Below are 12,621 nucleotides of genomic sequence, written 5' to 3' on the forward strand. Positions count from 1 at the left end.
AGTTTTGACATATGATCCTTGCACTGGACATCGGCAACACCAACATCGTGATCGGCTACCTGGAATCCGAGGAGAACATCGTGTTTGTGGAACGGCTCTCCACCGATCCGGGCAAGACCTCGCTGGAATACGCCATCAGCATCAAAAATGTGCTGGAGCTTTATAACGTAGACATGAACACGCTGGAGGGTGTGATCATCTCGTCGGTGGTACCGCCCATCACCAATCTGATCTGCCAGGCGGTGCGCACCGTTACCGGCCACGAGGCCATGGTGGTTGGCCCCGGCGTGAAGAACGGGCTGCACATCAAGATGGACAACCCCGCCCAGCTGGGCAGTGACCGTGTGGTTTGCGCCGTGGCGGGCATCCGGGATTACCCGGTGCCTCTGGTGATTGTGGATCTGGGCACCGCCACCACCGTGGAGGTGCTGGATGCGGAGAAGAGCTACATCGGCGGCATGATTTTGCCGGGCGTGAACGCCTCGCTGGAGGCACTGGTGCGCCACACCTCCCAGCTGCCCAAAATCAGCCTGGATTCTCCCCGCCGCCTGATCGGCAAGAATACCATCGAGTGCATGAAGAGCGGCATCATCCACGGCAACGCCGCCTGTCTGGACGGTCTGATCGACCGCATCCAGGAGGAACTGGGCGAGCCGGTGACCGTGGTTGCCACCGGCGGTCTGGCCAGTGTGATCGTGCCCCACTGCCGCCACAAGATCATCATCGATGATGCACTGCTTTTGAAGGGCCTGCTGCTCATTTACCAGAAAAATCAGCAGAAGTAATTTTGCAAACGGAAAACGCCCGGGGCTCTGGCCTCGGGCGTTTTATCTATACAAACCGCCGCCCGTCGGCTCGACCGGACCGGCAGCGGATTGTTTTTTGTCTGCCCTTTTACTAGGTTGAGAGCAGTGAACCTTACACGTTTTTATTGTACCGGCCAATTTTTAACTGCCGCTGAATAAACCGTGTGACGGCTGTGAAAGATCGGCTCGCTTTATGAAGATGCTGTGATATTGTGCTTTTATAGCGTACAAAAAGGCCCGCCTCGGGGAAATCTCCGAAGCGGGCCTTCCGTATTTTTCTTTCGGCCGGCTCAGTCCAGCACCACCGCAGTGCCGGACACATTCACCATCAGCATGCCGTTGTTGCTGCCCAGCACCTCGTAATCCACGCGCACGCCGACCACTGCGTCCGCGCCCAGATGGGCCGCACGGGTACCCATCTCCTCCAGGGCCTGAATGCGGGCGTTTTTCAGTTCCTCTTCATACCCGGAGCTGCGCCCGCCGAAGATGTTTCGCAGCCCGGCACCGATATCCTGAAAGATATCCACACCGGAGATGATCTCGCCGAATACGATGCCCTTGTATTCCCGAATGGAACGCCCCTCCACCGAAGGGGTAGTGGTAATGATCATCAACAACATCTCCTTTTCCGGCACGGGTCAATGCCCGTTTTTTCTCATTATAGCATCCACCTGTTCAAAAGACAATGGCAGCGAACAAAAAGCGCTTTGCATTGCAGGGCAGAATGTGCTACAATCGAATGCGGTTTCGCCCGGACCCGGTGTGGACCACATGATAACTTACCATCAAAGAAGGCGTTTTTCATGGAAACTTCCCGACGGGATGCCCGGTTTGATAATTTGAAAGGCATTCTGATTTTTCTGGTGGTGTTCGGCCACCTGCTGGAACTGGTGGGCGGCCCTGCCGCCGCCTGGCTGTACCGGCTGATCTATTCCTTCCACATGCCCGTGTTCGTGTTCTGCTCCGGCTGGTTTGCCCGGTTCGACGCAGCCCGCTTTTTCCGGCGGCTGCTCTACCCGTACCTGGTGTACCAAACGCTGTACCTTCTGTTTGACCGGCTGGTGCTGCACGGCGACGCTCCACTGCAATACACCACCCCCTACTGGCTGCTGTGGTACCTGTTTTCGATGATGCTCTGGACCCTGCTTTTGCCTCTGATCGACGGGGCAAAAAGCCCGAAGGCCGCCCTTCTGTCCTGCCTGGCCGCCGCGCTGGCCTCCGGATTTGATCCCTCCATCGGTTACAGCATGAGCCTTTCCCGCACGCTGGTGCTGCTGCCCTTCTTCGCCGCCGGGCATCTGGCCGCGGGCGGTGGGCTGCGCGGCCTGTTGCCCCAGCTTCCCCGGCGCGGGGTGATTGCCGCGCTCTCCGGCTGGATTGCCCTTGCAGGCACACTGCTCTGGCTGCGGCGCGGCGTGGTGCGCAGCGTGTGGTTTTATGCCAGCCGCTCCTATGAGGGCGCGCACTATGACCCGGAGCTGCGAGTTCTGCTGCTGGCCACCAGCGCCGCCTGGATCGCCCTGCTTTTGCTCATCGTTCCAAAACAGCCGCTGCCTTTGGTTGCGGCCCTTGGGCAGTACACCCTTCCGGTGTTCCTTGTGCACGGCTTTTTCGTGCGCAGCCTGCGGCTGCTGCGCCCGTCCCTGCCGCCGCTGGCGGGCATTAGACTGGCCATTCTGGTGGCTCTGCTGCTCTGTGCGGTGCTGGGCAACCGGTTCACCGCTGCCCTGCTGCGGCCCACCTTCTGCGCGCCGCAGCTGAGCCGCCCTGTGCCGGGGCTGCAAAAAAATGTGGCAAAGCGCCCTGCCCGCTGAATTTTCCCCCCGCATCCACCGGACGCGGGGCTTTTTTGCGCCCGAAAGCCGTTGTCTTTCTCCACCGTCGTGGTATAATATAACCAGTCATTTCCCGGGCAGTTTGCCCGGGAGCATTCCGCAAACAAAGGAGTTACAAGCCCATGCGTTCCCTTCCCGCCGACTGCGATGCGCTGCTCACCTGCATTCAGGAGGAAAACGGCATCGCCCTGCTGCGCTGCCAGACCAGCGCCCCCCAGCTGCTTTTGCCCGACGAGCTGGACGGCCTGCCCATCACCCGTCTGGGGGATTACGCCTTCAGCGCCCGGGAGCCCCGGCAGCTGCCTGAAGGGGCGTTTCAGCTTCTGCTGACCAGCGGCGGCGGGCAAATCCCCACCCACGACGCGGCGGCCCTGCGGCTGGTGCGCCTGCCCCAAAAGGCTCTTTCTCTGGGCAACTACGTCTTTTACGGCTGCACCGGGCTGGAGGCACTGGAAATTGGCGGCAGTTTGCAGAGCGTGGGAACCGACGCTTTTATGAACTGCTTTTCCCTGCGGCGGGTGACCCTGGCCTCCCCGGCGGAGGAATGCCGCTGCCTGCGCAGCCTGCTGCAGGAATATTCCGGCGAGCTGGAGCTGCGTTTTTCCCCTGCCGCCGGGCCGGAGTGCCGCCTCTTCTTCCCCGCTTACGACGAGGACTATGAGGAGATGGCAGCCCCCCATATCTTTCATTATAACATCCGGGGCGTGGGTTACCTGTGCCGCCAAAGCTTTGACGGTCACCGGTTCCGCTACGACCAGTACGACGCCTCGCTGGACCTTTTGCTGCGCACCCACGAGTTTTCACTGGCAGTGCACATGGCACTGGACCGGCTGCGCTTTCCGGTACAGCTGAGCGAGGCCGCCCGCGCCGCGTATCTGACCTGCCTTTCCCGGCACACAGCCCAGCTGCTGGAGCTGGTTCTGGCCGAAGCGGACACCGCTCCCCTGGCCTTTGTGCTGGGGCTGGACCTGCTGGACCGGCAGGCGCTGGGCGAGGGCTGCGAGCTGGCCCGAGCCGCCCGCCGCACCGAGGCTCTGGGCCTGTTGCTGGAATACCAGAATCGGCGCTTCGGCGCGCCCCGGGCCCGATCCTTTGACCTGTGAGGCACCTTATGATGCAACAAGAACAACGACACGACCCCTGGCCGGAGCTTGGCCAGAAGATTCTGATCGCGGCCCGCAGCGAGCTGTATCTGAACCTGCCCTTTCTGGATGCGGCGCTGTGCAGCCTGCCGCTGAGCACCCGCGAGCCCACCCAGAGCCTTGCCACCGACGGCACCGCGCTTTATTACAACGGGGCTTATTTAGCCCAGCGGTATGAGCGAGCCCGCAGTCTGGTCTGCCGAGCCTACCTGCACAGCCTGTTGCACTGCATGCTGCGTCACCCGCCCAAAAAGGCCGGGCGGGACGGCGAGCTGTGGGATCTGGCCTGCGACATCGCGGTGGAGTCCATTCTGGATGCCCTGCCCCAGCGCTGCCTGGTTCCTGCCGTGCCCCGGCCCCGCCGGGCGCACTGGTACGGTCTTTTGCAGGCCGAGATGAAGGTGATCACCGCCGAGGCCGTTTACCGGTACTTCCGCCGCCACCCGCTGGAGAAGATGGACAAGGCCACCCTGGCTCGGGAGTTTCTGGAGGACGATCACCGGCTGTGGGAGCGGGCACAGAACGACGAGCAGGAGCAGAACGCCTCCAGCCAGTGGCAGAACATCGCCGAGCGCATCCAGACCCAGCTGGAGACCATGTACACCGAGGCGGGCGCGGGCGGCGACGCAGTGCTGGAGCGGCTTCGGGTGGAAAACCGTCCCACCGCCAACTACAAGACCTTCCTGCACCGGTTCGCGGTGCTGGGCGAGGAAATGAGCGTGGATGTGGATTCCTTCGACTACGGCTACTACACCTACGGCCTGCGCCGCTACGGCAACATGCCGCTGATCGAGCCGCTGGAGACCCGGGAGGCCCGGCGCATCGAGGATCTGGTCATCGCCATCGACACCTCCATGTCCACCTCCGGTGCACTGGTGCGCAGCTTCCTTTCCTATACTTACGCCATTTTAAAGAACACCGAGAGCTTTTTCCGCCGCTTTCAGCTGCGCATCCTGCAATGCGACGACCAGCTGCGGGCGGACAAAACCATCACCAGCGCCCAGGAGCTGGCGGATTACATGGAGCATTTTGAGCTGATCGGCCAGAGTGCCACCGACTTCCGCCCGGTGTTCGAGCATGTGAACAAGCTGCGAGAGGAGGGAGCCTTCCGCCACCTGAAGGGAATTCTATATTTCACCGACGGCCTGGGCGTCTACCCCGCCAGGCGCCCGCCCTACGACGCAGTGTTTGTGATGCTGGCAGGCCAGGGCAACCCGGAACGGGTGCCGCCCTGGGGCATCCGCCTGCTGATCGACGAGGACGAGCTGACTGAGTCCGCATCCCAGCCCATACAAGGAGCATAACGCCATGAACATCAAACGAGCCAAACAAGAAATCATCAACACGGTGCGCGCCTACCTGGCCAAGGACGAATTCGGCGCCTACCGCATTCCGGCCGTGCGCCAGCGGCCCATTCTGCTGATGGGCCCTCCGGGCATCGGCAAGACCCAGATCATGGAGCAGATCGCCAATGAACTGGACATCGACCTGGTGGCCTACACCATCACCCACCACACCCGCCAGAGCGCGCTGGGCCTGCCCTTCATCGAGCACCGCAGCTTCGGCGGCAGAGAATACGCCGTGACCGAGTACACCATGAGTGAGATTCTTGCGGCGGTCTGGCAGGCCATGGAGCGCAGCGGCCGCAAGGAGGGCATTCTGTTTCTGGACGAGGTGAACTGCATCTCGGAGACGCTGGCCCCCATGATGCTGCAATTTTTGCAGTGCAAGACCTTCGGCAACCAGCGGCTGCCGGAGGGCTGGATCATCGCCGCCGCGGGCAACCCGCCGGAGTACAACAAGTCGGTGCGGGAGTTCGATGTGGTGACGCTGGACCGGGTCAAGCGCATCGATGTGAAGGAGGACTACGCCGCCTGGAAGGAGTACGCCCTGCGCCGGGGCATCCATGGAGCCATCCTCTCCTATCTGGATATCCGCAAGGACCATTTCTACAAGGTGGAGGCCGGGCCGGAGGGCATGCAGTTCGTCACCGCTCGCGGCTGGGAGGACCTTTCCGAGATCCTGCACACCTACGAGGCCCTGGGCCTTACCGCCGACCGGGAGGTGGTGGGCCAGTATTTACAGATGCCCGCCATCGCCAAAGACTTCGCCAACTATCTGGAGCTGTATGCCAAGTACCGCCGGGTCTACCGGGTGGAGGAAATTTTGAACGGCAGCTGGGAGGCCCTGCGGGCCCGGGAGCTGGCCGCCGCCCCCTTTGACGAAAAGCTCAGCGTACTGGGTCTGGTGCTCTCCCGCCTGAACGAGAGCGCCCGCGCCGCCTGGCAGCTGGATCAGCTGGCGGGGCTTGTGCATGAGAGCCTGCTGCGGGTGAAGGCCGCGCTGGGCCAGACCCCCGCCGCCCAGATCCTGACCGCCGAGCTGGCGGGACTGGACCGGCAGATTGCCGCCAAAAAGGAAGCAGGCAGCGCCGACCGGCAGGGCATGCAGCTGCTGAACCAGGCCGCCCGCACCCTAGAGGGCTACCTGCACACGTTGGAGCTGGAGGCCCCCGCCGAGCCCTTCGACCGGCTCAAGGAGCTGTTCGCTGAAACCCTCGAGCAGCGGGCCGCTGCCGCCGATGAAACCGGCAGCTATCTGGCCAACGCCTTCGCTTTCCTGGACGAGAGCCTGCCCGGCAGCCAGGAGCTGGTGATCTTCGCCACCGAGCTGACCACCGGCTTCTATACCTCCTGGTACATCGAGACCTTCGGCTGCGAGGCCTACTTTGCCCACAACAAGGACCTGCTTTTCGCGGACACCGAAAACGCCTTGCTGGGCGAAATTGCCGCCGCCCGGGCCGCCCAGAACGGAACGGCCGGCGAAGAATTAACGCTGTAAAATCGCATAAAAAGGCCGCTGCCCTTTCTCCTTTTGCGGGAAGGGCAGCGGCCTTGATTTTTTAAGAAGAAACGCCTGTTACGCCGCCTGCTGCTCCAGCCGACGGATGTGCTTCATCTCCCGGCGGATCAGCAGCACGGTAGTCACAAAGGCTACGGTGTCCGCAATGGGTCCGGCAAACAGAATGCCGTCGATTCCCATGAACAGGGGCAGGATCAGCAGCAGCGGCACCAGGAAGAACACCTGACGGGTCAGCGACAGAATCACACCCTTGATGGGTTTACCGATGGCCGCAAAGAAGTTGGAGGAGATCAGCTGCACACCGTTTACCAGTACCATGAACAGGAAGATGCGCATAAAGCGTACCGCAAACTCAAAGTACAGCACGTCACCGGTACCGAAAATGGAGATGATCTGCCGCGGGAACACCTGGAACAGGATAAATCCGATGGCAGACACCACCAGGTTACAGCTGATGGCCAGCTTGTAAATACCCCGCACCCGGGCGTACTGCTTTGCGCCGTAGTTGAAGCCCACAATGGGCTGAGACCCCTGCGAAATGCCGATGATGATGGACAGCAGAATGGCGTTGGTCTTGATCACGATGCCGCAGGCCGCCAGCGGAATGGAGCTGCCGTATTCCGTCATGGCTCCATAATAGGTCAGCGAGTTGTTCAGCACGATCTGCACAAAGGTAATGGCCACCTGGTTCAGGCTGTTGCTCATCCCCAGGCTGGCGATCTGGGCCCACTCCCGCAGCCGGTAGCCGAAGTGATGGGGCTGCAGATGAATGTGGCGGAAGCACCGGGCATAGTTGATGGCCATCAGGAAGGAAAGCAGCTGGCCGATCACCGTAGCCCAGGCCGCGCCTGCCACGCCCATCTGGAACACGAAAATAAAGATGGGGTCCAAAATGGTGTTGGTGATGGCGCCCACCAGCATACAGGTCATGGAATATTTGGGGCTGCCGTCCGCCCGGGCCAGATTGCTCATGGCGTTGGTCACAATCAGCAGCGGCATGCCCAGAGCGGTGATGCGGGTGTAGCTTTCCGCATAGGGCATAACCTCTGCGGTGGCGCCGAAGGCCCGCAGCAGCGGATGCAGGAACAGCTGGATGACCACCACATACACAATACCCAGGGTGAACATCATGGTAATGGCGGTACCCACCGCCTTTTCCGCGTTTTCCTTATGCCCGGCCCCCAGCTCCAGTGAAAAGCGGGAGGCGCTGCCGATGCCGATGAGCAGCGCGATCGCCATGCAGATGGTGGTGAGCGGATAGGCCACGTTGGTGGCCGCGTTTCCCAGATAGCCCACACCCTGGCCGATGAAGATCTGGTCCACGATGTTGTACAGCGAGCTCACCAGCATGGCAATCACACTGGGAATCGCATAACCCCGCAGCAGCTTGGGCAGCGGTTCATAGCCCAGGGGATTGGCCCCCTGCTCCGTTTTCATTGCCATATAAATTTACTCCTCCCGTTCCCGGTTCATTGCTTCCAGCTCCAGCCGGTTCTGTTCCACCGCGGCTTCGCCCACCTTCTCCAGCAGACGCATGAACTGGACTCGCTCCTCCTCGGTAAGACCACTGGTAATGCGCTGGTTCCAGTCGTCACAGATGCTGCGAATCGGTTGGTAGGCCGCCTTCGCCTTTTCGGTGGGGTACAAACAGCAGGTACGCTTGTCCTTTTCGTTGGGCCGCCGCTCCAGATAGCCCATCTTCTCCAGTGCCGTCACCGAGCGGGTGATGTTGCTGGGGTTGATGTAGAACAGGGTGTTGAACTTGTCCTGGGTGATGCCCGGCACCTCGCAGATGCGCAGAACATACATGTGCTGGCTGCTGTTCAGCCCGAAGGGGGCAAGCATCCGGTCCAGATGGATCTTGTTGTACCGGTCGGTGACCGAGATCCATTTGATAAGCTTCATGGCGCTCTTTCGCTCCTTTTATCTGATTTTCTCAAACAATATTATACAAAAATTCATTTGCGCGCGCAATCTTTTTGCCCACCTGTATTTGAATTCCACCGCTTCGCACGGTTTTCCCCACCAGGTTTGGATATTTTTGTGCATATCGTTTTCACAAAAGCTGCTGCCATGCTGGATTCCGGCGCGCCGATATGATACAATAAAGCCCAGTATCCCCGGCCCTTCGGCCGGAAAGTGAGGTCAATCATGCGTCAAAACAACTCCCCCCGCCACAAGAACGGGGGCTTCAGTTCTTCCATTGGTTTCGTGATCGCCTGCGTGGGCTCCGCGGTGGGCCTGGGCAACATCTGGATGTTCCCCTATCGGGTGGGCCAGTACGGCGGCGCCGCCTTTCTGATTCCCTATCTGCTGTTCACCTTCCTGTTCGGCTGGGTGGGTCTTTCCGCTGAGTTCGGCGTGGGCCGTCTGGCCCGCACCGGCACCATCGGCGCCTATGAATACTGCTTCGGTTCCCGGGGCAAAAAGATGGTCGGCTCTGTCCTCAGCTGGATTCCCCTGCTGGGTTCGCTGGGCATCGCCATCGGCTATGCGGTCATTCTGGGCTGGGTGCTGCGCAGTCTGGCAGGCTCGGTCACCGGCACACTGCTGGGCTCTGATCCGGAGACCTTCTTCCACCAGGCCACCGGCAGCTTCGGCAGTGTGGGCTGGCATGCGGCCATCGTGCTTCTGGTCTCTGTGGTGATGCTGCTGGGCGTGGCCCGGGGCATTGAAAAGGTGAGCAAGGTGCTCATGCCCCTGTTCTTCGTGCTCTTTCTGGCACTGGCTGCCTGGGTGGCCTTCCTGCCCGGCGCGGCCGAGGGCTACCGTTTTCTGTTCGTGCCCAAATGGGAGGCCCTTCTGAATGTGGACACCTGGGTCATGGCCATGGGCCAGGCCTTCTTCTCGCTGTCCATCACCGGGTCCGGCATGATCGTATACGGTGCGTATCTGGGCAAAGATGCGGATATTCCCCAGGCTTCGCTGCGCACCGCCTTCTTCGACACCCTGGCCGCCCTGCTCAGCGGCCTCGCCATCATGCCCGCCGTGTTTGCTTTCGGGGTGGATGTGACCCGCGGCCCCTCGCTCATGTTCATCGCCCTGCCCACCGTGTTCCAGCGCATGCCGCTGGGCCGGGTGTTCGCGGTGTTCTTCTTCGTGTCGGTGGCTTTTGCGGGCATCACCTCGCTGATCAATATGTTTGAGGCCGTGATCGAAAGCTGGCAGAACCGCTTCAAGCTGGACCGCCGCATCGCGGTGGCCCTGTGCGGCGGCCTCACCTTCGGTGTGGGCGTTTTCCTGGAGGCTGAGCCGGTGGTGGGCAGCTGGCTGGACTTTGTGACCATCGTGATCGTGCCCATCGGTGCGGTGCTGGGTGCCATCTCCATCTATTACGTGCTGGGCTGGCCCCGCATCCGTCAGGAGCTGGAGACCGGCCGTGACAAGCCGCTGCCCGAGCTCTTCGGCCGGGTGGCAAAATACGTGTATGTTCCGCTCACCGTGCTGGTGCTGCTGCTGGGCTTTGTGTACGGCGGCATCGGCTGATGCAAACCAAACGAAAGGGGATCGCCAACCATGAAACTGCTTTTCAAACAGCGTCTGTTCTCCTGGCTGGACAGCTACGATATTTACAACGAACACGGCGAGACCGCCTTCACCGTGGAGGGCAAGCTGGCCTGGGGCCATAAGCTGGAAATTCTGGACCCGGCCGGCCGTCATCTGGGCACCGTAAAAGAGGAGGTACTCACCTTCCTGCCCCGGTTTGCGCTGTATCTGGGTGAGGAGTACATCGGCCAGATCAAAAAGGAGTTCACCTTTTTCAAGCCCAGCTTCACGCTGGACTTCCGGGACTGGCAGGTGAGCGGCGACTGGCTGGAATGGGACTATCAGGTGACCGACAGCCAGGGCCGTACCGTGATGACCGCCAGCAAGGAGCTGTTCAACTGGACCGACACCTATGTGATGGACATTGCGCGGGATGAGGATGCCCTGCTCTGTCTGATGATCGTGCTGGCCATCGACGCAGCCAAGTGCTCCGGGGGGAATTGATGCCATGAAAAACACCTGTTCCTGCCGCAAAAAGGGCTGCGGCGGCTGCCCGCTGCTTGCTTTGCCCTACCCGGAGCAGCTGGCCCAGAAGCAGAAGGCTGTGGAAAAGCTGCTGGGCAAGTTCGGCCCGGTACAGCCCATTCTGGGCATGGAGGACCCCTGGCACTACCGGAACAAGGCGGTGTCCACCTTCTGCGCCGGACCGGGACGCAGCCTGCAAAGCGGTATCTACGCCCAGGGTACCCACCGGGTGATCCCGGTGGAGGAATGCCTGCTGCACAACCCCGCTCTGGATGAGGCCATCGCAGCGGTACGCACTGCCGCGGCCGCCTGCCGTTATGAACCCTTCAACGAGGACCGGCGCACCGGTCTGATCCGCCACGTGCTGGTACGCCACAGCCGGGCCACCGGTCAGGTGCTGGTCTGCCTGGTCACCGCCCAGGCGGCTCTGCCCGGCTCCAAGGCTTTTGTAACAAAGCTGCGCCAGCTGTGCCCGGCGGTGAGCACTGTAGTCCAAAACATCAACCCCCGCCATTCCAGCGCGGTGCTGGGCAGCGCCGAAAAGCTGCTGTACGGCAGGGGGTACATTGAGGATACCCTGTGCGGAGTAAAATTCCGGCTTTCTGCCGCAAGCTTTTATCAGGTAAACCCGGTGCAGACCGAGCGGCTGTATCAGGCAGCCATCGAAGCCGCCGGGCTGGACGGCAGTCAGACCGTACTGGACGCCTACTGCGGCGTGGGCACCATCGGCCTGGCCAGTGCCGCCAGGGCAAAATCGGTGCTGGGCGTGGAGCTGAACCGCAGCGCGGTGAACTGCGCCATCCAGAACGCCAGGTCCAACGGCATTGCCAACGCCCGCTTCCTCTGCGCGGACGCCACCAGCGCCATCCAGCGCATGGCCCAGCAGGGCGAGCGTGTGGATGTGGTCTTCCTGGACCCGCCCCGAGCAGGCAGCACCCCGGAATTTCTGCAGGCGGTCTGCCAGCTGAATCCGAAGCGGGTGGTGTACATCTCCTGCAATCCCGAGACCCAGCGCCGGGACCTGGACTATCTGACCGCCCGGGGCTGGAAGGCAAGCTTCATCCAGCCGGTAGACCTGTTCCCCCACACCGAGCATGTGGAAACGGTCGTTCTTTTGTCCAAATAACAGTCACCATAGACCACACAAAAAGCCCGAATCCGTCTGCGCCATGCGCAGCCAAACGGATTCGGGCTTTTCATTTCGGATATTCTTTTCAGGTGATGGACAATCCCATTCCCAGCTGCACGCCCCAGCGAAATGCAAACAGCGTGCTGGTGAAAAACAGGGACAGCAATCCGCAGCCAAACAGCAGACCGGTAACGAACCGGCGGCCATTCGTGCTTTCATAGCTGCTCAGCGCCTGAATGCCGCCATCCAGAACCATAGGGATCATGGAAGCAGCCGCCCAGGCCACACTCAAATGAAAAAACGGATAACATAGAGCCGCAGCCAGGATTCCCACCAGTTCGCCGGTACAGCGGGCGCAAACCGGGAAGCGCCGTCCGCGATAGTGGAACGACCGGTCATCCCTGCAATGGCAGCCGCAGAAACGGGGCAGCCAGACATACAGCCAGGAGATCATCCCATCATGGCCATGCCTACACCGGCAGCGACCACAACCACATAGTAAATCACAATGCAGATCACACCAACCAGCGCACCGATACCAGCCTTCTTCGCCGTATTGGGCTTCTGGTCCTTCCAGACCAGGAACAGAATCAGACCAACCAGAGGAATACAGCAACCCAGAATGGCCCAACCGATGCTTCCGCTGTCTACCACAGTCGGCTTATCCTGCTGGGGCACACCGCATGCCGGGCATACCACAGCCTTATCATCGATTTGTGTTCCGCAGTTTTTACAATATGCCATAGCTTAATTCCTCCTTCATGTCCACCAGCCTGAGCCCATGGACTTTGTTTGAGTAAAGTATACCATAATTCGTCAAAATGTGCAATAATTTT

The 12,621-nt window shown here is 60.9% G+C and carries 14 protein-coding genes; 9 read left to right on the forward strand and 5 right to left on the reverse strand.

What is annotated here, in order from left to right:
• Positions 1 to 11: 11 nt before the first annotated feature.
• Entirely contained in the window at positions 12 to 785 is a 774-nt protein-coding gene (locus tag B5F28_RS09780; RefSeq protein ID WP_087295697.1) for a type III pantothenate kinase, read from the forward strand.
• Positions 786 to 1,096: 311 nt separating this feature from the next.
• Here the strand turns inward: B5F28_RS09780 and B5F28_RS09785 are convergent, their stop codons facing one another.
• Positions 1,097 to 1,417 (reverse strand): heavy metal-binding domain-containing protein, encoded by a 321-nt coding sequence (locus tag B5F28_RS09785; RefSeq protein ID WP_087295698.1) that lies wholly within the window; start codon positions 1,415 to 1,417, stop codon positions 1,097 to 1,099.
• On the opposite strand from B5F28_RS09785, the gene B5F28_RS14765 reads away from it, so the two are divergent.
• From B5F28_RS14765 to B5F28_RS09805, 5 genes are all read left to right on the forward strand, one after another.
• Entirely contained in the window at positions 1,410 to 1,649 is a 240-nt protein-coding gene (locus B5F28_RS14765; RefSeq protein ID WP_158097574.1) for a hypothetical protein, read from the forward strand. The two genes, B5F28_RS09785 and B5F28_RS14765, sit on opposite strands and share 8 nt — an antisense overlap.
• Positions 1,610 to 2,620 (forward strand): acyltransferase family protein, encoded by a 1,011-nt coding sequence (locus tag B5F28_RS09790; RefSeq protein WP_158097575.1) that lies wholly within the window; start codon positions 1,610 to 1,612, stop codon positions 2,618 to 2,620. Before B5F28_RS14765 ends, B5F28_RS09790 begins: the two co-directional genes overlap by 40 nt.
• Positions 2,621 to 2,763: 143 nt before the next feature.
• Positions 2,764 to 3,744 (forward strand): leucine-rich repeat protein, encoded by a 981-nt coding sequence (locus B5F28_RS09795; protein ID WP_087295702.1) that lies wholly within the window; start codon positions 2,764 to 2,766, stop codon positions 3,742 to 3,744.
• Positions 3,745 to 3,752: 8 nt separating this feature from the next.
• Entirely contained in the window at positions 3,753 to 5,087 is a 1,335-nt protein-coding gene (locus tag B5F28_RS09800) for a vWA domain-containing protein (protein ID WP_247643463.1), read from the forward strand.
• Positions 5,088 to 5,091: 4 nt separating this feature from the next.
• Complete coding sequence (locus B5F28_RS09805) at positions 5,092 to 6,624, forward strand: ATP-binding protein (RefSeq protein ID WP_087295706.1); 1,533 nt, start codon at positions 5,092 to 5,094, stop codon at positions 6,622 to 6,624.
• Between the two features lie 78 nt (positions 6,625 to 6,702).
• Here the strand turns inward: B5F28_RS09805 and B5F28_RS09810 are convergent, their stop codons facing one another.
• Complete coding sequence (locus B5F28_RS09810) at positions 6,703 to 8,088, reverse strand: MATE family efflux transporter (protein WP_343212756.1); 1,386 nt, start codon at positions 8,086 to 8,088, stop codon at positions 6,703 to 6,705.
• A 6-nt stretch (positions 8,089 to 8,094) separates the two neighbouring features.
• Positions 8,095 to 8,550: a MarR family winged helix-turn-helix transcriptional regulator gene (locus B5F28_RS09815; protein WP_087295708.1), complete on the reverse strand. Its 456-nt coding sequence runs from the start codon at positions 8,548 to 8,550 to the stop codon at positions 8,095 to 8,097.
• Between the two features lie 246 nt (positions 8,551 to 8,796).
• On the opposite strand from B5F28_RS09815, the gene B5F28_RS09820 reads away from it, so the two are divergent.
• The 3 genes from B5F28_RS09820 to rlmD are packed head-to-tail and all read left to right on the forward strand — an operon-like array spanning position 8,797 to position 11,782.
• Positions 8,797 to 10,131 carry a sodium-dependent transporter gene (locus B5F28_RS09820; protein WP_087295710.1) on the forward strand — a complete coding sequence of 445 codons (1,335 nt, stop codon included), beginning with the start codon at positions 8,797 to 8,799 and terminating at the stop codon, positions 10,129 to 10,131.
• Positions 10,132 to 10,161: 30 nt separating this feature from the next.
• A complete protein-coding gene (locus tag B5F28_RS09825) occupies positions 10,162 to 10,635 on the forward strand; it encodes an LURP-one-related/scramblase family protein (protein ID WP_087295712.1) in 474 nt (157 codons plus the stop codon).
• 4 nt (positions 10,636 to 10,639) lie between these two features.
• Entirely contained in the window at positions 10,640 to 11,782 is a 1,143-nt protein-coding gene (gene rlmD, locus B5F28_RS09830) for a 23S rRNA (uracil(1939)-C(5))-methyltransferase RlmD (RefSeq protein WP_206423075.1), read from the forward strand.
• 88 nt (positions 11,783 to 11,870) lie between these two features.
• Here the strand turns inward: rlmD and B5F28_RS09835 are convergent, their stop codons facing one another.
• Positions 11,871 to 12,239, reverse strand: coding sequence for a DUF2085 domain-containing protein (locus B5F28_RS09835; protein WP_087295716.1), 369 nt, complete (start codon positions 12,237 to 12,239; stop codon positions 11,871 to 11,873).
• Positions 12,236 to 12,529 (reverse strand): zinc-ribbon domain-containing protein, encoded by a 294-nt coding sequence (locus tag B5F28_RS09840; protein ID WP_087295718.1) that lies wholly within the window; start codon positions 12,527 to 12,529, stop codon positions 12,236 to 12,238. Before B5F28_RS09840 ends, B5F28_RS09835 begins: the two co-directional genes overlap by 4 nt.
• Between the last annotated feature and the right edge of the window lie 92 nt (positions 12,530 to 12,621).

It is taken from the genome of Gemmiger sp. An194, from assembly GCF_002160145.1.
Classification (GTDB): domain Bacteria; phylum Bacillota; class Clostridia; order Oscillospirales; family Ruminococcaceae; genus Allofournierella.